General features: G+C 41.1%; 17 protein-coding genes. 6 read left to right on the top strand and 11 right to left on the bottom strand.

What is annotated here, in order from left to right:
• Positions 1-199: 199 nt before the first annotated feature.
• The 6 genes from WAA15_RS10810 to WAA15_RS10785 are packed head-to-tail and all read left to right on the top strand — an operon-like array spanning position 200 to position 5,462.
• On the top strand, positions 200-604 hold the full coding sequence (locus tag WAA15_RS10810) for a response regulator transcription factor (RefSeq protein WP_337042758.1): 405 nt from the start codon (positions 200-202) through the stop codon (positions 602-604).
• Positions 605-625: 21 nt separating this feature from the next.
• Entirely contained in the window at positions 626-1,822 is a 1,197-nt protein-coding gene (locus WAA15_RS10805) for a sugar transferase (protein WP_337042757.1), read from the top strand.
• A gap of 47 nt (positions 1,823-1,869) precedes the next feature.
• Positions 1,870-2,730, top strand: coding sequence for a glycosyltransferase family 2 protein (locus WAA15_RS10800; protein WP_337042756.1), 861 nt, complete (start codon positions 1,870-1,872; stop codon positions 2,728-2,730).
• An 8-nt stretch (positions 2,731-2,738) separates the two neighbouring features.
• A complete protein-coding gene (locus WAA15_RS10795; RefSeq protein WP_337042755.1) occupies positions 2,739-3,359 on the top strand; it encodes an acyltransferase in 621 nt (206 codons plus the stop codon).
• A gap of 42 nt (positions 3,360-3,401) precedes the next feature.
• Positions 3,402-4,307, top strand: a complete 906-nt coding sequence (locus WAA15_RS10790) for a glycosyltransferase family 2 protein (protein ID WP_337042754.1) — start codon at positions 3,402-3,404, stop codon at positions 4,305-4,307.
• 24 nt (positions 4,308-4,331) lie between these two features.
• A complete protein-coding gene (locus WAA15_RS10785; RefSeq protein ID WP_337042753.1) occupies positions 4,332-5,462 on the top strand; it encodes a glycosyltransferase family 4 protein in 1,131 nt (376 codons plus the stop codon).
• Positions 5,463-5,525: 63 nt separating this feature from the next.
• On the opposite strand, the gene WAA15_RS10780 is transcribed toward WAA15_RS10785, so the two are convergent.
• The 11 genes from WAA15_RS10780 to WAA15_RS10730 all read right to left on the bottom strand — a co-directional run bounded on the left by WAA15_RS10780 (position 5,526) and on the right by WAA15_RS10730 (position 20,322).
• Positions 5,526-6,374 (bottom strand): beta-1,6-N-acetylglucosaminyltransferase, encoded by an 849-nt coding sequence (locus WAA15_RS10780; protein WP_337042752.1) that lies wholly within the window; start codon positions 6,372-6,374, stop codon positions 5,526-5,528.
• Positions 6,371-7,729, bottom strand: coding sequence for an oligosaccharide flippase family protein (locus WAA15_RS10775; protein WP_337042750.1), 1,359 nt, complete (start codon positions 7,727-7,729; stop codon positions 6,371-6,373). The genes WAA15_RS10780 and WAA15_RS10775 overlap by 4 nt, the downstream gene beginning before the upstream one ends.
• A 35-nt stretch (positions 7,730-7,764) precedes the next feature.
• A complete protein-coding gene (locus WAA15_RS10770) occupies positions 7,765-8,976 on the bottom strand; it encodes a glycosyltransferase (RefSeq protein WP_337042749.1) in 1,212 nt (403 codons plus the stop codon).
• 105 nt (positions 8,977-9,081) lie between these two features.
• Positions 9,082-10,251: a glycosyltransferase gene (locus tag WAA15_RS10765; protein ID WP_337042748.1), complete on the bottom strand. Its 1,170-nt coding sequence runs from the start codon at positions 10,249-10,251 to the stop codon at positions 9,082-9,084.
• 25 nt (positions 10,252-10,276) lie between these two features.
• Positions 10,277-11,743 (bottom strand): O-antigen ligase family protein, encoded by a 1,467-nt coding sequence (locus WAA15_RS10760; RefSeq protein ID WP_337042747.1) that lies wholly within the window; start codon positions 11,741-11,743, stop codon positions 10,277-10,279.
• 33 nt (positions 11,744-11,776) lie between these two features.
• Entirely contained in the window at positions 11,777-13,939 is a 2,163-nt protein-coding gene (locus WAA15_RS10755; protein ID WP_337042746.1) for a GumC family protein, read from the bottom strand.
• The gene (locus WAA15_RS10750) at positions 13,936-14,688 is read right to left on the bottom strand and encodes a TolC family protein (RefSeq protein WP_337042745.1); all 753 of its coding nucleotides are present in this window, start codon (positions 14,686-14,688) and stop codon (positions 13,936-13,938) included. The genes WAA15_RS10755 and WAA15_RS10750 overlap by 4 nt, the downstream gene beginning before the upstream one ends.
• A gap of 312 nt (positions 14,689-15,000) precedes the next feature.
• On the bottom strand, positions 15,001-16,209 hold the full coding sequence (locus WAA15_RS10745; RefSeq protein ID WP_337042744.1) for a glycosyltransferase family 2 protein: 1,209 nt from the start codon (positions 16,207-16,209) through the stop codon (positions 15,001-15,003).
• Between the two features lie 89 nt (positions 16,210-16,298).
• On the bottom strand, positions 16,299-16,667 hold the full coding sequence (locus WAA15_RS10740; protein WP_337042743.1) for an Hpt domain-containing protein: 369 nt from the start codon (positions 16,665-16,667) through the stop codon (positions 16,299-16,301).
• A 122-nt stretch (positions 16,668-16,789) separates the two neighbouring features.
• The gene (locus WAA15_RS10735; protein WP_337042742.1) at positions 16,790-17,479 is read right to left on the bottom strand and encodes a LytR/AlgR family response regulator transcription factor; all 690 of its coding nucleotides are present in this window, start codon (positions 17,477-17,479) and stop codon (positions 16,790-16,792) included.
• Positions 17,476-20,322 (bottom strand): PAS domain S-box protein, encoded by a 2,847-nt coding sequence (locus WAA15_RS10730; RefSeq protein ID WP_337042741.1) that lies wholly within the window; start codon positions 20,320-20,322, stop codon positions 17,476-17,478. The genes WAA15_RS10735 and WAA15_RS10730 overlap by 4 nt, the downstream gene beginning before the upstream one ends.
• Positions 20,323-20,479: the final 157 nt, after the last annotated feature.

The raw sequence follows: 20,479 nt of genomic DNA, 5'->3' as shown, positions 1-20,479 counted from the left end.
TTATGAGTTAACCAATTGTTTGTCCGGCTATATAAAACCGGAGTGTTTTCCTAATAATTTTCTAAAGCATCAATTATACTTTGGCCAATAGCAAGCCAGAGTTATGTTAAATCATAAGGCGTTCTTAACCCGAATAATTCTATAAAAGTGAAAAGGTATAATTATCGCTTTCAAAATTTCTTACAAATCTTAACTAATAATGAGCAAAAAATTGAAACTTCTGATTATTGATGACGAAGCAAGTATCAGAAAAGTTTTAGAGCATTTTCTTAATAAAGAATTTGATGTAACAGCCAAAAACGATGGCATGGAAGGCATGAGCTGGCTGGAAGCTGGTAACGATACTGACTTTATCATTGCCGACCTGAATATGCCTAATCTGAATGGCAAGGAATTTATAAAGGTTATCAGGGCTAGTAATCTGTATGCCGATTTGCCTATTATTATTTTATCAGGCACCGACGAAAGCAAAGAACGAATTGAGTGCCTGAATCTGGGTGCCGACGATTTTATGCTTAAACCTTTTAACCCTATGGAGGTACACGCCAAAATCAAGGCTATTCTCAGACGTGTAAAACCTAAATCTGTGGTTGATGCCAACTAAACTTAGTCTATTATTTAATCTATGGATACTACTATACAAACTACCAAAGAACAAACAGAAGAAAAACTTCCGATTAAAGTTATTCTGGTAGAACAAGATAATAAAGCTGTTGTAGATTTTCTGAAAAGATTCGGGGAGAAAATTCATGTAAAAGTGATGGATAGCCCTGAAAACTGCCTCGAATATCTGAAAAGTACCTATCCACCCGATGCCATCATTATCAGCAAAAATAGTGGCGGCTTAAAGTTTCTGGAAACAATCAGGCAGCAAGCATGGACACGCACCTTGCCTGTGGTTATTACCAGCGATAACATTACGCAGGGTTTAATCAAAGAAATTCATGACAAAGGCGGTGACGACGTTTATCCGAAAGATTTTAGTTCAGGTGATTTAATTACTCGTCTGAATTATTTCATTAAACGCCGCCATTACAAGGCCATGCAACAAACCAAAGCGAGTATCATGGATGTAAAGATACCTTTCTGGAAACGCTTTATTGATGTAACCACCACCGGCCTTGCGCTGTTGTTGCTCTCGCCGCTTTTACTGATAGTAGCAATTTTAATTAAACTTGACTCAAAAGGCCCTGTTATTTATTTGTCGAAACGTGTAGGTGCAGGCTATAAGATTTTTAGTATTTATAAATTCAGAACCATGCGAACCGATGCCGACCAGATGATTAAAAACATGGGTTCGCTGAATATGTATACCAAAGCCTCCGACACGCCAAAGCAAGCAATGGGTCTTTGTGATACCTGCACAAGCATAGGCACTTGCCAACAACAGTTGTATCTGGATGGTGAGATTGTCTGCGAAAAAATGTATTTGTCGGAGAAAAAAGACAAAGTAGCCTTTATGAAGTTCCAGAACGACCCACGCATTACCAAATTGGGTAAGTTTCTGCGTAATACCAGTATCGATGAGTTACCTCAGTTGTTTAATATCTTTCTGGGAGATATGTCGCTGGTTGGCAACCGCCCATTACCGCTTTATGAGGCTGAAAAACTCACTACCGACGAATATATCGAGCGTTTTGCCGGCCCCGGAGGTTTAACCGGACTATGGCAGGTAACCAAACGCGGCAAAGGCAAGAAAGATATGACCGAAGAAGAGAGAATCCAACTAGATATTGAATATGCCCGAAACTTCTCGTTCAAATATGATATGAAAATTTTCTTCATGACATTTCCGGCTTTGTTTCAGTCTGAAAATGTGTAATTACCGAAAATATTTTAACCTGTTTTTTATAAAATTAACTGTATACAATGATTCGTTTTTCGTTGCCTGCATGGGTAAAACAAATATTGGGTAAATCGTTACGTCTGAGTGATTATTCGACTACTGAAATTGAAGAATTAAAGCAAAAGCTATCCAGATTTTCGGTCGATGACCCTGTGGTGAGTGTGGTCATTCCTGCATGGAACGAAGAAGAAGGCATTTTGCATACATTAATTTCGCTGGCCAATAGCAATACGCAATATCCTGCCGAATTAATTGTGGTTGATAATAACTCAACCGACGGAACCAGTGCCTTACTGAAAAAGCTAGGTATTAAAACATTGCTCGAAACCAAGCAGGGTGTTGGGCACGCCCGAACCGCAGGGCTACACTATGCCAAAGGTAAATATATACTGACCGCCGACAGCGACACGCTGTATCCGCCCGGTTGGATTACGGCCATGACCAAAACCATGATTGACGGCGAAAATGAGCCTGTTTATTGTGTACATGGTAGCTATTCGTTTCTGCCCGGGCCATCAACACCCCGCTGGCAGTATGGTTTATATGAGGTTCTAAGCAGTTACGTCATAAAAAAGAAAGAACGCACACAGCCTTTTCTGAATGTACTGGGCTATAATAGCGGCTTTATCCGCCAGAAAGGCATTGATGTAAACGGCTATGACATTGCCGTTCAGCGCACATTCAGGGGAGTAGCCGGAGACTCCGAAGGCCATGCAGCCGAAGATGGCATGATGGCCCTACGTTTACAGGAAGCAGGCGGAAAAATTAAAGCAGTAGATGGCGAAGATGGCAGGGTCTGGACAAGCGACCGCCGGATTCAGATAGATGGTGGTTTAAGAAAAGCCTTGATATTCCGTGTAAAAAAGCATCTTTTCAAAAAATAATTCATGCCATGTCAATAGTTCAAACCATCAAATCGAACGAACGCTTAAAAAAGTTTGTGCATTGGTGCCTTATTCCGAAACATCAGGCCCGGCCACGGCTTTGGGTGCAATGGTTTGTAAACCCGTTTTTTCATAAAAAAGGCAAAGGCAGCACGGTTTGTCACAGAACCCGCATGGATGTATTACCGTTTCAGCCCTTTAGCCTCGGTAATTATAGTACTATCGAAGATTTCGCTACGGTTAATAATGGTGTGGGGCCTGTGCATATAGGCAACAACTCACGTATTGGTATCGGCAATGTTATTATAGGGCCTGTAAACATTGGTAACAATGTAATTCTGGCGCAGAATATCGTATTGAGTGGGTTAAACCATGTTTATACCGACATTCAGACCCCTATCTATTTACAACCTGTTACTACTGCTACTATTACCATAGAAGACGACTGCTGGATAGGTGCCAATGCTGTTTTAACAGCAGGCGTAACCATAGGTAAGCACAGCGTAGTAGCCGGAGGGGCAGTAGTTACCAAAAACATACCGCCGTATAGCGTAGCCGTTGGGAATCCGGCGCGGGTAATAAAACAATATAATGCCGAAACCCAGCAATGGGAAAACGTCGGAAAATAACAGGTTTATACAGAAAACATCTTCCATTTAGTACCAATCAATATGCCAAATAATCTGCCTAAAGTTTCTATTATTACTATTAACTTTAACGGTGCTGCCGTAACCGCCGACTTGCTGAGGTCGCTGGAAAAAATTACGTATCCGTCAATAGAGGTAATTGTAGTTGATAATAGTACTAAAGAACCAGGCCTTGAGCTACCTGTCGATTTCCCGTGGATAAAATACATAAACACCGGAGAGAACAAGGGCTTTGCAGGTGGCAACAACCGAGGGCTTGAAGTAGCCACGGGCGATTATCTTTTCTTATTGAACAACGATACTGAAGTAGACCCCCATTTTCTGGAACCACTGGTTACCCGTATGCAAAACGATACCAGTATTGGGGTAATGTGCCCTAAAATTCTTTACTTCGACGAGCCTAATACTATTCAGTTTGCAGGTTTTTTACCCATTAATCCTGTTACAGGGCGAGGGTTTTCGATTGGTTATCTGGAAAAAGACAAAGGGCAGCACGACCAAGCCAGACCTACCTCACGAGCGCATGGAGCAGCCATGATGTTTTCGAGAGCAGCTTTTGAAAAAGTAGGATTTATGGCCGAGTTATTTTTTCTGTATTATGAAGAAATGGATTACTGCGAGCGTTTCAAGCGGGCAGGTTATAGTATCTGGTATGAACCCCAAAGCCGAATCTGGCATAAGGAGTCAATCAGTACAGGAAAAGGGTCTACCCTTAAAACTTATTATTACAGCCGGAATCGTTTGCTTTATTTGCGCCGTAATACATTCGGTTTTCAGAAAATAGCCATGTATTTTTATTATTTTCTGGTAGCCGTACCTAAAAATATGCTCAGCTATGCCCTTAAAGGCGACTGGCCACACCTGAAAGCATTCTGGCGAGGTTTCGTCTGGAATTTCAGCAATAGTTCAAAAGATATTCATGACAAGTAAAGCAGACCTCAATCAATTAAGCAAATGCGTATAGGAATAGAAGCTCAACGAATTTTTCGGAAAAAGAAACATGGCATGGACATCGTGATACTGGAGGTGCTGCGCCAGTTACAACATTTACACACGCCTCATGAGTACTTTGTATATGCACAGCCCGATGCCGACATGGAAGCCCTTCAAGGCAGCCAGCATGTTCATCTGGAAATACTTGGGCCGAAATCGTATCCAGTCTGGGAACAAAACCTTTTACCAAAAGCTACCCGACACAATCAGGTCGATTTACTGCATTGCACCAGTAATACTGCGCCAATTACTACCAAAGTACCGCTGGTAGTAACTATTCATGATATTATTTATCTGGAAAAATGGATGATAAGCGAAGGTACTTATTACCAACGCTTCGGGAATTTATACCGCCGCTGGAACGTACCCCGAATAGCCAATAAAGCCTCAATGATTATTACAGTAAGTGATTACGAACGTCATAGAATTATTGAAGGGCTGAAGGTTCCGGCAGATAGAGTCCGAACTATTTATAATGCCTGCGGCAGCCATTTTACCCCTGAAAGAAATGCCGATGAACTGGCTGCTTTCCGCAAGAAAATGAACCTACCCGAACGTTTTATTCTGTTTCTGGGTAATACAGACCCTAAGAAAAACCTGCCTAATGTAATGAAAGCCTTAGGGCTGCTCCATCAACGTGGCAAGCTCGACTTCACATTGGTAATGCCTGATTTTGGCAAAGAACATTTAATGGCATTGTTGAAGTCGCAGAATAATGAACACCTGATGACCCACATCATGCTTACGGGTTATATTCCTAATAAAGAGCTTCCTAATCTTTATCGGCTAGCCGAACTATTTTTATATCCTTCTTTGAGAGAGAGCTTCGGAATACCTATTCTTGAAGCCATGAGTTGTGGCACGCCAGTTATTACCAGTAATACGTCGGCCATGCCCGAAGTAGCAGGCGAAGGGGCTATTTTAATAGACCCAACCCAACCCGAACAAATTGCCGAAAAAATACTAACTGTGCTTAACGATAACACACTGAGAGCGCAAACCATCAAGTACGGTATTGAAAGGGCATCGATGTTTTCGTGGGAAAAAACCGCCAGAGAGGTAGTAGGCGTTTATGAGGAAATACTTAGGTAATAGTTAAAAATACTGCTTTGCTTCAAGCCGCTTTCGCGGCTTGCATATATCTCAACTATATTATCAGGAGTTGGCTCGTAGTTTATCAAGCGCATTCAGGATGTCGCTATCGATATTCTCGTTGAATTTGCGGGCAAATAACTTCCCTGAATGAGTCAGTACAGACAAATCCTGTATTGTAAAAGTCTTGGGGCTGGCTTTGCCTTCCGACCAGTCAATGTATCTGAGATTATCGTTCACCATCTCATCTTTATGTGGTGAATTATACAATAAAGTCTGAAAAATTATTTCATCAACGCCCCATGTCAGTTCAAAAAAACGTTGTACGTGCCTGTTTTTTTCGAGGTATTCAAGTATATACTTTACATGTGTGGGCGTAATAGTAAACCACTGCGAACGCCCCACCGGAATAAGTCCGTTGGGCATTTTTCTCTCAGGCAATAAAAAATTAAGTAGTTTTTCGGCCTGATGCCTACCAGCAAACTGATAATTTGATAAATGATAGCGCGTAATTCTTGGGATAGCCTCCTGCCATTCATCTGTTATCGACAAAGTATGCATAAACGCTTTGCCTCTGTTCAGCCCCAGAAAGTCATGTATCTCTTCAGTACTTTTAAGCGGGTAGTCTTGCCCACTCAGTAAATTAATAAAATCATATTTTTTGCCACTGCCCATTATTTCATAAAAGGCATTAACAGTAGCCTGCACAATGCTATATGCACCCCAAAACACTTTTTCGCGCTTTTTTATGAGGAAAATGTGCTTGTTGTCGACCAATGGCAGAAACGGCCCAATATCGGCTTTTAAATCAACATGAATATAAAAATCAGCATCAGGGTGCGCCAAGCTATCCATTAATCTTTTCAACTGAGCCGGATTCGCGTGCGTGAGTAGTAAATGTGCTATTTTCATTGTTGTGCAACCCTGTTTTTGTATAACACCTGATTAATCAATGATTTTATTTCGGCAAAGCCCACCGTAAAAAAACTCAGGAGTGTGAAATCGAGGTATTTTCGGAGCCAGTAATAACCAAAGAAAACCCCCGATAAAAACGTAAAGAAAGTAGCTATGGCAACGCCGTTGATATTACCAAACAGGTAAATTCCGGTAAAATCAAACACCACATTGGTAAACAACATAATTAATACCTTGTAGAAATTGATACGCGGCTGATGAATAATATCGAGCGTAACTCCCAGAAACCTGTCAATCGGGTAAAACATGGCAAACGACATAAAAATACGATAGACCGTAACAGCATGTGTGCCTGTATATTTACCTCCGCCGAGAATCCCAATGGCTATATCGGCCAGTAATACGGCCACTAACGATACCGGAATCAGGGCTAGTGTAAGCATACCTGCATATTTCTGCATAATATGTACTACTTCTTTTTTATTGTTTTTGTTGAATGCTTCTGACATGGAAGGCATACCAGTAGCCAGAAAACTTCTCAAAGGAATTTCGATGATTTCCATCAGGCGCATCGGAATATTATACATAGCCACAGCGGCAGGGCCGGCAGTACCTAAAACAAACATAATAATGAAGGTGTCGGAACTACGAAGCAGGTTTGTGCTGATAGTAGTACCTACGCTATACTTCCCGAAATGGAATAATTCTTTAATAGACTCGGAGGTGCGTCTGGCAAAGGTGCGGAGGCGTGTCCAGCCTCTGAATAAACAGAAAACACTCACACTGGCAGTACTGATAGCATTGATGATAAGCACTTTGTCGAGTGTAAGTTTTTCAAATATTATCATGGCCAGAATCATAATAATGAACAGGCCCTGATTAATAACCCTTAGCAAAAGCAGTCGGTCGAAACGTTGGTCGGCCTGTAAAATCCATGAAGCAATGCTTGAAGGCAAGGTACAGATAAAAGTTATGCCGAACCACTGAATGGTAGTAACTAGCCCTACACTGTCTGTAAACTTCAGTACAGGCACAGCTAGTATATTCAGGATTACCAAAATACCTGTAATAAGCAGGCTTAAATACCAAACTGAGCCTAAAACCGACTCGGCCTTAGCTTTTTCGGCCCCTGTATAGAATTTAATTAACGCAACCTGAAGAAACCCTGTTCGGAAGGTATCAAGCAACACAAAAACCGACTGAAAGAAAAACCAGTACCCGACATCGTCGGACGACATAAACCGAAACAAAATGGCCACGGTAACCATACCAAGCACGGCCATAGAGCCATTACCCACCAACGACAGGAAGTGTCTGTTTCTTAGTTTTGATATAACACTTGTTATATTCATGCTAATAGATTAATAAAGGTTTTGTCAGAATAAGATTAGTTTGGGGTATTCAATAGTTTTTCCTGTACGGCATATATCTTTTCGGCACATGCTTCCCATGTATGGCTTTTAGCACAACTGATTGCGGCCATTTGTGCGGCAGAATCTTGCGGTTGTAAGGCTTTCTCAATGGCTTTTATGTAGCCTTCAACACCAACGGCCAGTTCTACATGTGGCAGAAACATTTTCATGGCCGGAGTTTCAGTGGCTACTGTGGGCTTACCCATGGCCAGATACTCGTCTATCTTGCGGGGATAATTACCAACCGTTAGTTCGTTAATTAACTGCGGGTTCATGCACACATCAATATAATGCATATAGGCAGGCAACTCGGCAGGTTTCTTTGAACCCAGAAAGTACACATTGGGTAGTTGGTGCAACCTGCTTTGCTGAAACATAATTTCCTCTGGGCCAATTAGTACAATGTGCCAGTCTTTTCTGGCCTCGGCTAGTTGCTCAAGCAAACTGATGTCTAGGCGTTCACCGGTCAGGAATCCGACATAGCCTATTCTTGGGTGTGCAATAAGGGCTAAGTCGGCGGGTTCGGTTTTAGTGGCAAAGGCATCGTACATATCTGTTTCACAGCCCTGCCCGATGTCGAGACTTATTTTATGATGCTGGCGGGCGTAGTCGGCCAGATAAGCCGAGTTTGCGAAAATGGCATCGGCTTTTTCAATGGTTTCAGGCTCTACCCTACTGCCATGAAATTTAAAATAAGGATGCTCAATGAGGTTGTCTCTTATATAATAGAAACTCAACAGAGGTTTGAAGAAATCTTTAGTAAAAAGCCCCGTAAACATCTGGCTATCATTAAAAACAATACAGTTTTCGGGTTTCCAGTGTAATTTTCTGGCGGCTTTTTTCAGGCTATCAAAAAAACCCTTACCATTACGCCGATTCAGAAAGTTATACAGGCTTATGTTTTTAAGCCAGTTGATAGAATATGAGATAGTTTGTGGTGTATGCACCCACAGGTTTTCGGCCACTTTTACCGTATTCTGCCCTAATCCTAAAGCTAGTTTCAGGCGTTTTTTGCCATGAGGGGTTCTGATTTGCTTGATAATCGACTTCATGTCAATAGCCGGATTCACATACATAACAGGCTTGGCTTTGCTAAATTCAACAGCCAGATTGCGCGCGTTACTACCCAGATTAAGCTCCCATTCTTGTTGGGCAATCAGAATATATGCTTCAACTTCTTTTGACATAACGTTTATTTTTAGTTTTCAACCCTTGTCTGAAACCCCAGATTAAACTGATGATGGCAGGCAAAAAAATGATGTTCCAAGGCATAATTGATAATGTTTTCTGGTTTAAGATTCGCCGTGTGGCGTATGAATAAACTGTTTGCGCGCTTTACCAATATGAAGCATAGCCTTGAGCATTGAAAATAAAGCACCGGGTATCTGCAAAAAGGCCAGCACCAGTTTTTTATTATACCATTTGGCCGGAATACCCATTAAAAGGGCTAAAGCCAGCCCCAAAAACAATATGACTGTAACAAGTAAGGTTTCTTTGAAGAAAAACACGCTTAGCCCTAACCACAAGCACATGGCTGCTACTAACATAACCCGAGGCAGAATGAAGGTCTGAAAAACCTTGTCGAAGAACGCCACGTTGCCTTTAAAAAGCTGAACCCATCCTTCAAAGAAATATTTCTCAAAAAACTCAACCTGAGTAGCCAGCCAGCGGCTTCGTTGTTTGCTGAAAACATCGGTTTTGGCTACTTTTTCATCATAAACATATTTGCCGTCAAGAAACGCAATGGGTTTTCCCTGACGAATAATTCTGTACTCCATTTCTTTGTCTTCGCCAGATGTATCTCCGATATTCTGTAAAAGACTTATGAAGAAATCCCAATGAAAGGCCATTCCGCTACCTATCAGGGCTGACGGCAAGCCAACCGCCACATGCCCCCTACGGAAAATATGGTTGTTGATTTCTTCGGTACAGGCATCCAGTAAAGCAAAAGGCGTTTTAAAGTCTTTGGCTGTGCGATGCCCCTGCACTACCTGATACCCTTTTTCAAAAGCATTGTTCAGAGCTTGCAAGAAGCCAGCCGACATGTGGTTGTCAGCATCCAGAATAAGCACTATGTCAACGGGTTCATGTGCTGTTGCTTCAATGGCTTTTTGCAGGGCTTTGCCTTTTGTGCTTTTCTCGAAACTTACTTCTACTACTTTTATAGGTAAAGTTCTGAGCGTAGCCAGTGTAGCCTCTGTGAAAGAATCGGCAATGATTACGACTTCGTATTTATCTTGTGGGTAATCTTGCAGAATAGCATCTCGGGCTGTGGTAATGATAACAGCATCTTCTTTATAACCCGGTATAAAAATTCTTATTTTCCTGAATGTAGTAGCTGCCGGAAACACTTCTTTTCGGGCCAGTTTGCCAGCTATGGAGTAGAAAAGTAAATATATTACCTGAATACCGAGGTAAACAAGAACAACATACTGAAGGATAGTGAGTATAGGCTGTATCATAATAATAATGATGATTTATCAGTTTTCAAAATTCGTTCTCGGTTACAGGTGTCAGGGTTTTCGGAACGGGCGTATCCCATCGTGGGCTAAGCCAGATTAATGCCCAACTGATATATACTATAACCGACGACGGCATTGCATTTAACACTTCGTTTCCGTAACTACACAATAAAATACCCGTAGCACCACCGCATAAAGCTATAAGCTGGTTTTTGAGTAATGGGTCTTGGGTTTTCCAGATAATGCCCGCCGACTTGCCGGTAATATAAAGCATGATACCAAACCAGATGATGAATCCTATGATACCATACATACCCCAGACTTTCACATATAAGCTGTCGGGAGGAATCTGCGAAATGAATTTATCCTGATTATAGGTGGTTCCCCATGTTCCCATTGTACCAACCCCCGCGCCAAACGGTTTACTGGCCAGAAAATCGCGCAGGATTTTCTGGTTAATTAACCTCACCTGAAACGAGGCATCGTTAGGGTCAAGAGAAGTGCGCAAACGTACGATTTCGGCATTACCACTACCGATTGAGGTATATTTGAGCATTCCGAGAAAAGCCAGCCCCACTATTCCGCCGAGTATCAGAATACGTATCTGCTTGCTGAGAATCAGGAAAACAAGCCCCCCTCCTACAAAGCCAAACAAAGCGCCACGTGTGCCGGAAATTATCATTCCATAAAGAATAAATAAGCCGGCAATAATGTACCATAGCTTTTTTAGTTTGCTATGTGGCCCAACTGCCAGTATAATACACATAATAGCCAGTTGTGCTTGTGAAGCCCCGAACTGAGCCGCTTCGGAGTAGTAAGAGAATACCCTCAACTTACCGAACAATATGTGTGTTTTTTTTGCACCAGCTTCAAGCCATCTGTTTTCGGCTTCATCAGGCCCTAGTTTTAGTTGCTTTATTCCCCATAATGCCCCTAGCAACGACAAAACAATGATGATATTCAGGAATAAATTAATATCAGTTTTTTTGTTGAGTAACAAGAGTGCCAGCGGGATGGTTAGTACCCAGTATAAAGTCGATGAGCGCATTTCGTATACCCACCCTAAAATACTTGGGCGTTCGGGGTTGCCTATCTGCAAAATGGTAATTACAAACCATACTACGGCTACCCAGACCAAATCATTGTTCAGATGCCGGAATCGGTATCGCCCACTACGATGAAAAATTACTGCCAGAAAGGTCAGAATCAGCAGGCCGTCCATACCAAGCCCGAACTGTACCCCATCAATGTGTTTTCCAAGCGTTGGCATCAGAAAACAGTATACCAGATAAAAAATAATACCCCAGCGTGGCCTGAAAAACACCATTATCACGAAGCCAATCACAAAAGGTAATATTGTAATCATTACGCCAATGGAGAGCCCTTTGTTAGCTATCATCCAACCAAAAGCCATTGCAATAATAATACCCGGTATAAGCCAGATATTATTCAGCACATTTCGGTTAGTCGTATAAAAAACATTGTTCTCCATGAATATCCTGTACATTTCGGCTATTTTACAGGCTTAGTTAAGCCCCCGACGAATAGCTTTCCGATTACCGAATTCAAATTTTACTATTTTCTTGATAAATGACCTGAACGCGTTTCTTTTCTTTGGAACCTCGCCGATATATTCTTCGGCGAAATCTGTTTCTACACCATTCAGCACAAAAGATGGCTTGCTACCCGTAGTTCTTGTAAAGATTGAAACCATTTCTTTGTCTCGTTTATCCCAGATACGATTGGCTCTACATACCAGAACTGCCTGATTCAGCGGCGGGAAAGACCCGGGTTTAATAACCGTTTTATCAAGTGCCGGAAACTCTATCAATACAAAATCTTTGCCTCGTCTTTCAGCAAGTGTGCGTTCGCCGTCCCACTCCCATTGGTGTGCAGCCAGCGTCAGGGGCATGGTAATACCTAATTGCCTATATTCAACAGTAGGCAAGAGCAATTGCCTTTCGACGGTGTAATTCAGCCCAACGAGTTCTTTTTCCAATACATCTATAATAGTAGTTTTACCTTCGCCTTTCTGGGTACTTATAAAACCCAGATAAACAGGTTTTTCTTGCGGGTTTACCTTTGCCAATAATTGTTGTAACAAACGGAGGTCGGCCTTTTCAAGAAACTTCGGGTTATCATTTAATAGCGGATACAGCCCTAGTAAAGGTAAATCAACAATTTTAAGGGCCCGTGCAGGCTCAAGCAATGTTTTGTTAATAAGCGCATGACCCAAAATAACCGACAACACCACTACAAAACCAGCAATAAAACCCACGGCTACAAGTATCATGCGTTTAGACGCATTAGGTTTGAGGGGTAAAAACGGAGGGTCAACTACATTGAGTTTTGAGGTAAGTTCGGTGTTTTGCTGCGACAACTTAGCCAGATTGAGGTCGTGCAATAGTTGCAGGTACTCTTGCTCTGAAACACTTATTTGTCGTTCAATTTTTTTCAGAATAGCCCCAAGTGGCGCAAACTTCCGGTATTCTTCTGTAAACTCTTTTTTACGCTTGTCCATTACAGTTAGTTTGGCCTTACTTTGCTCAAATGCAAGTGTAGTTTTCAGCCATTCGTCCAGTACGTTTTTGGTTGGGATACCATTAGGTGTATTCGACTCGATATTTAACTGTGTGAGCGAGTTACGTATTTTGTTTTCGAGCGAATTGGCTACGGTCTTAAGGCTATCTAACTGTTTTTTACCGGTATTATCTTTATTCAGGATTTCGGTAGTAGCAATTTTGTTGTAGACATCCGAGAGCTTTTCTCTTTCATTAATAATATCGCTGCTATATAATGATTGATACACCCGCCCCTTGATACTTTCGTTTACTTTATCAAGCGATTTGCTCGAGGCCATTTCGTCCATCTCTAACGAGTGGTTCAAGGCATAGAGGTTTTCTTTTTCACCTGCTACGGCTTTGGTTTGCTCGTAGTAGTTAATGATGTCGTTATTTTTATTAAACTCCAGAAAAATCCGTTCTACTGAATCAAGTTTGGCAAAGGCTTTTTTGGTTTGTTCTTCAAAATACTCAACTACCGAGCCTGTTTGTCCTTCTTTCAGGGCTTTATATTTTTCTACGAAAGTCTGCTCCAGTAATTCTAACGTTCTTTTACAGATAAAAGGGTCGTTGGTTTCATAAGAAACTTTTATGAGGTCACTACTATTAATACGGGTCGACTGAATGTTGTTTAATGCACTTATAGAATAATAAGCAGCCTTTGAGTTAATAAGGTTATAAATGGGGTTATCGGCACTGCTATTCATGTAGGCCATAATAGCGGCGCGTGTTTGGGCAATGGTAGGTTTTACTACTGCTTTTCTTACGCTGTCAGGGATGAGTTTGCTGAGGTCGTCATAAGCTCCCCAAGTTAATACTTCTGGGTTATGCTTGGGTAACGACAAATGCTCGGCCAATAGGCCAATGGCAACATCGAGCTTGGTTTCTCTCGACTGAATTAACGAAAGCAGGTTATCGAAGGCATTACTGGTGGCGTAAAAATCAGCTTTAATAGCCCCGTTCAGGCTGTAACCAGAGGCAATGCCTGTATAAATAGTAGATTCTGATGCGTAGACTTTCTTTTCATGACGGGTAAAATAATAGATAGTAGCGGCTAAAATTATGGGAATTAATATTAACCACTTTAGATTTTTAATAATTAGATTTAGAAAATGCAGAAAACTCATTTTACTCTCTTTAATAATTCCACTATGCTAACTCCTGTAAAATTTTCCAATTGCATCAAATTCGTCTGAAACCTGTTTAAAGCGGTTTCATATTCCATTTTCGCTTTATTATTAATATCTAATACTCTCGAAATCTGTTCAACTGTAATTTGGCCTTGTACAAATTCTTTTTCGGCCAGACTATAGTTCATTTGCAAACCCTGTTTGTTATTATTGGTAATAGCCAACAACTTTTGTGACAGTTTTAGCTCCTGATAGAGCCTTATTACCTCTTCTTTTACGCCAAGTATGGCGTTATCTTTCTCACTGGCAATCATTTCTATCTGCATCTGTGCAGACTTTACCAGATGTTTTCTGTTCAGCAGTGTTGTAAGCGGCAACTGAAAACCCACCCCAACATTATAAAAGCCTGTCTGGGTGGTGGTTAATCGGTTAAAACTTGTAGCGGCAGTTGCATCGGCAACGGCAGCATAGTTAGTGCCATAATAATAACTCGAAATGAGCGACAACCCGTTATAGAGGGTATTCTTGTTTATTTTCAGATTGGCCTCTGCCAAATGAATATTTTTCTCGAAGCGTCTTACATTTCCCGAGTTTTTTACAGCCGACTCAATAAGCAATGGTAGTAGTTCGTCCGTAGCAAAGGCTTTTGTTAAAGCCGCATCAACAGAAGGGGTTTGGGCATAAACCTCAGCTTTGTTGCATAAAAACGTGAATACAGTAACAAAAAGAACGAAATATTTTTTCAAGCACGTCATTTTTTGTATGAAGGGTTATATGAAATCAGGAAAGCGCGATGGCTTACAAGCTAGTGTCTCAAATATCGTACCCAATTGTATTTTCCGCAGGAAATACTTATCAAAAATTATACCTTTTTCAAAAAGTATTTTTGGTTGAGCCTAAACAAGGCACAAAACCTGAACGAAAAGCCTGATAATGAGGAAGAAAAACCTTTATATATAACCTGATTACAGCGCAAAAAGCAGTACCCTTAAATAAAAAGAACAGCTATTAGTAATAATAACTGTTCTGATGAAAATATGTTTTATATGTACCGTTAATTACTGGGCTCGTTTGGCTTTTTCCCAGATACCAGAGGTAATTCCTTGCCGGTAACGGTTGTAACCTTTAATAGCACAGTAGTTCATGAATGAAAAATAAAATGGTACGAACAAGAGCTTTATTCTGATTTTCTGGTTCTCGAACCAATAGCCAACCAAGGCTAATACATAAAAAACAACCTGCGCCAGAAAAAGTATTTTATAAAGGCTGAGGGGTTCAGGGGTGTTTTCGAGAAACACAAGCGCGAGGTTCAGCATAAAGATAAGGGGCAGGCAAAAAGGAGCCACGGCCCAGCGCATAGCCCTGTGCGACACGTACTGGAACGACAACCAGCCATATTTAAAAATATTCCACAAAAATGCCAGACGCGCAATTGACTGAAACCCTCCGGTGGCAATTCTAACTTTTCGTTTCATTTCGTCCTGAATAGAAAACGAGGGGCGTTCGATAGCATAAGCCTGTGGTTCGTAAATTACCCGATAGCCGTTGGCAGCTACCCTTAAAGAAACCATGAAGTCGTCGAGGAGGGTATCTTTTTCGACCGACCCATAGAGGTTTGTTCTGACGGCAAATAGCTCGCCAGCCGCCCCTACTACTGAATACAATTTGGTATCTAGCTTTTTCAGGAAAGACTCATATTTCCAGTACAGGCCTTCGCCTGCTCCGGCGGCGGCTTCGTTGTCATCGGTCTGGATACGTTTTTCACCTGCTACGGCACCTACTTTCTCGTCTTTGAAGTGGCGCACAATATTTTTAATCACCAATTTATTAAGGGTGGTATTGGCATCGGTAAAGATAACAATAGGCGTTTTTATGGTTTGGATGGCCATGTTCATGGCTTCAATTTTTCCTTTGCGCTCATGCCCTCCTATGATTTTCAGGTTAGGATACTGCCCTTGTAGCGATTCGAGGTACTCGGTAGTGCCATCGTTTGAGCCTTCAGTTACAAACAATACATCTAGCTTACTGGCGGGGTAATCTAACGAGAATGAGTTTTTCACTTTGGCTTCGATGCAACTTATTTCGTTATATGCCGGAATCACGAGGGTTACCTGAGGCTGGAAGTCAGGGTCGTTCAGAGTCGGGAATGTAATGCCCAACGCTTTGCGCACTTTAACCAACAGCCAAGCTACAATACCATAGCCAACATAAGTATAAAAAACTAAGCCTATACAAATCCAGAAAAGAATTTCGATGAAGGTTTTCATTATCAGTAATTATATAAATAAATAGGAAAGCTACTTAAGCAGCGTTGCAGCAGAAAGATATAATTGGGATATATGTTTAATTAATAGCCTTACACGAGGCTTTCCATCCGCTTAAGGTCTTCTTCAATAACCAGTTTTGCATGATTAATGTCAACGGCAATCTGCTGGTATTGTTTCAGCAGTTCTTCCTGTGCAGGGGCCGACTTGGCAAAAGATTCAAAAGCCTGTATTTTCGGATGCAGGAACGTAAGCCCGACCATTGAAAACGAGGGTTTTATCTGGTGTGCCAGCCGCCCTACTTCAACGTAGTTTTTATCGAGTATTTTGTTGTATATCTCATTCCATACCGGAATGCTCTCTTCCAGAAAAGAGCTGAACATAATCTGCACAATTGATAAATCACCGCCATAAATTTCGTTGATATAATCGGCGTCCAGATGAGCATTAAACTCAAACATAGTTATTATTTTTTTGATGAATTTATAGCAAAAAAAGTACCAGTATATTCTTTTATAAAAAAAATATTTCCAGCTAAAAGAAGAAGGAACAGGTTAATGAGCAGGCTCACTTTATTATAAATTCACAGCATATTAAGGCGGTTCATCAACTCAGGTTTATTGGCCCGGCTGATAGGGATAACCTTTTTGGCAATAACGAGGTTATTCTCTTCTATATCAACGATTTTATCGAGATGTACAATAAAAGAGCGATGTACCCGTAGAAACTGGTCGCCCAGTTTTTCTTCCAGATACTTCATGGTAGTATGAATAATATAGGCGTTGTCGTTGGTAAAGATTTTTACATAGTCACCAACGTTTTCAATGAACAAGATGTCTGAATACGGCAAACGGATATAACGCCCCTCTGTTTTTACATAAATTTCTTGTCGTTGCGGCGAAATGCTGGTTTTACGTGCGTGGAGTTCAAGCACTTTATCAACAGCCATTTTAAAGCGTGGGAGCATTACCGGTTTTTTCAGATAGTCGGTTACCTGATACTGATAGGCATCAAAGGCATACTCGGTTTTGGTAGTAGTCATGATTACCTGCGGAATGGTTGTCAGGTTTTCCAGCAAATCAAAACCTGAGAGGCCGGGCATTTCGATGTCGAGCCAGATAATATCCACTTTTTCTGTTGATAAATAAACCAACGCATCTTCGGCATTTTCAAAAACTCCTGCCAGTTCAAGTGATTCATGTTGTTCGCAAAGCCGCTGTAATGATTTCCGAGCCATTACTTCATCTTCAACGATGATACATTTTAATTTCATGTGCGTAACTTGGCTAATTCATTTTTTATAGTTGGAAGGCTTTGGTGAAGATCATCGTAAATATCTTTCCAAATTTTCAATAGTTTCTCTGTTTCGGGCAATTGCCTTATTTTATCTTCAAAATCAAGCATTCTTTTTTCGAGGTCGGTTAGCCCCACCATGCCTAAAGTTGGTTTCAGTTTATGTACTGCTTTTGCCAGGGTTTCCCAGTCGGCTTTGTTAATGAGGTCGGTTAAAGTACCGAAGTCAGGCACTACGTCTGACAAAAAAGTCTGGAACATATCGGCTGCGTAGTCTTTGTCGTCGCCGTATAATTCTTCCAGACAGGCACGATTCAATTCTACTTTTTTTCCATTTCCTGTTTTGGTATCGGTGTTATCAGTATCTTTCTGATTGAGGTATTCCTGAATGGTATTTAGTAGCAGGTTCGGTGTAAATGGTTTTGAAATAAAGTTATTCATACCAACAGCCATTGCTTTGTTGCGTTGGTCAACCATAGCCGAAGCCGTCAAGGCTACAATAGGTGTATTTTTATTAGGATTTTCGGTGTTTCTGATTGTTATAGTAGCTTCGTAGCCATCCATGTTAGGCATCTGAATATCCATCAGAATTATATCAAAAGCCTGTTTCTGGGCATATTCAACAGCTTTTACGCCATCGGGTGCTATTACAAACGGAATGTTCCATTTCTGCAAGAGGTTACTGATATACTTCTGATTCATGGCGTTATCTTCAGCCACTAGTACCTGACTTACCTCAAGGGTTTCAGAAGTGTTTTCGTTTTTGGAAGCCGATGTTTTCTCAGATATTTTCTGGAAAGGCAACACAAATATGAATGTTGAACCTTCGCCTTCGCGGCTTTTTACCGAGATACTTCCGCCCTGTAATTCAATCAGTTGTTTGGTAATAGACAAACCAAGCCCTGTACCTTTATGTTTATTGCCTTGTAGTGTAACTTGTTCAAATTTCTGAAAAATCAACTCAAGTTTTTCTTCGGGTATACCAATGCCGGTGTCCGACACCTTAAATTCAATCCATGTAGTATCGTTTTCTTCTTTCTTGACTTTGGCAATAATATCTATCGACCCGCGATGGGTAAATTTTTCGGCATTGCCCACAATGTTTTGCAAAATCTGGCTTAATAACAGGTTATCGCCCAGATAGTTACCCGAAATCTGGCCATCAATCATTAAGTCAAGTTCAATGGGTCTGTCGCCAAGTTTAATTTTAAATACTTGTTGCACAGTACGCAAAAGGCCGGCCAAATCGAACACGTTTTTCTTTACTTCAACCCTGCCTTCTTCTATTTTAGCCATATCGAGTAAATCGGAAATCAAGCCATACAGAAAATCAGCCGAGCCTTTCAGAATATCGAGGTATTCTTTTTGTTGCTGGCTTGGGCGGGTATCAAACAAGAGGTGTGTCATGCCAATAATAGCATTGAGTGGCGTGCGCATTTCGTGGCTCATGTTAGCCAGAAACTGTTTTTCGGCGCTGCGTGCATCTTCGGCTATTTGTTTGGCCTTAGCTAATTCCTGTTCTAGTTGCTTACGCTTGGTAATGTCATAATGAATACCTATTGACCCCACTGTCTTGCCATCTTCATCAATAATAGGTGTACCGCTGATGATAGCCCACAGGTCGCTACCATCTTTTTTTATCATTTTCATTTCGTACGAACTACTCTTACCGTACGCCCGTTTTTCCTGCTCAGTATTCAGAACGCGCTCATAATCTTTTGAGATAAGTAGTTCTGGTGCAATTTTACCTACTAGTTCGTCTTCCCGGTAACCAATCATTTCACAGAAACGGTCATACGCCCTCACAATACGTTGGTCGTTATCTACTTCTAAAAGTCCTAGTTCCATATTATCCATGATTTTCCGGTATTTCTCTTCACTTTTGCGAATAGCTTCTTCTGATAAGTATTTCTGTGTGATGTCGGCGTACTCCCATAAATGCCCACGATATTGCCCTTCCAGAAATATCGGTATGTAGTCACGGTCAAACACTCTGCCATCAGTAGTAGTCAGTTTTTCTTCTACTACAATTTGTTGTTTAGCCATTAATTCGTTCATACGTTCAACGAATTGCTCAGGCTTACTGAACGAATTTTTTATTGATTCCAGCGACTCCAGATAGTTGGTTCCTATCAATGACTCAGGCGTAGAACTAATGCCGAAGAAATCGCAGAAAAGCTGGTTTACAAGAATCACCTTGCGGTTTTCGTCTTCTACCAGTACGGCTTTCTGCAAATTGGTAATTAATGCCGACAGCCGCCCCTGCGTAGTTCTTAGTATATCTTCAGTAGTTTTTCTTTCAGTCACATCACGAGCCACCGCCGAAAGCTCAACAATACGGTTTTCTTCTTTAATAAGGTGTACGGTCTGGGCAACCCAAACAATGCTGTTGTCTTTTGCAATGGCCGGAAACTCGGCATAAGTACTACCCCGTTTTTCCTTCATCATGTCTAAGTAAAACTTCACCAATGGCTCTCGGTACTCTGGTGCTACCAACTCGGTAAAATGTTTACCTATAATTTCTTCTTCGTTGTATCCGAGTTGTTTTTTCACAACCGGATTCACAAACGTAAAATAACCTTCAGGGGTAATTTTATAGATAATATCTTGTATGGATTCGATTAGTTGCTGGTACCGACTTTCACTTTGTTGCAATGCTGCATTGCCTAGCTTAATCTGCTGTGCAAAACGATTGTTCAGGGTATTGAATTTTTCTTCTACCTGAGCCAATTGTCTGGCTTTCTCCTCAAGGAGAGCCTCTGCCTGCAAGCGCGCATTACGTTCTTGTTCAATCTGTTCTTTAAGCAGCTTTGTTTCTTCCATATTATGTTTTACAATCGCGGTCAGACCTAACAATCTTTTTTTCAGTTATTCAGCCATGATTTGCTATCATACCAACAGGTAAGTGTAGTAATTCTGTCTAAATAAAGATGAACCCCTGAAATAAATTTTAATTGATTATAGCAGTTGAAATATTTTC

It is taken from the genome of Emticicia sp. 17c, assembly GCF_037153985.1.
Lineage (GTDB): Bacteria > Bacteroidota > Bacteroidia > Cytophagales > Spirosomataceae > Emticicia.
This window is presented reverse-complemented; position numbering and strand designations above follow the sequence as displayed.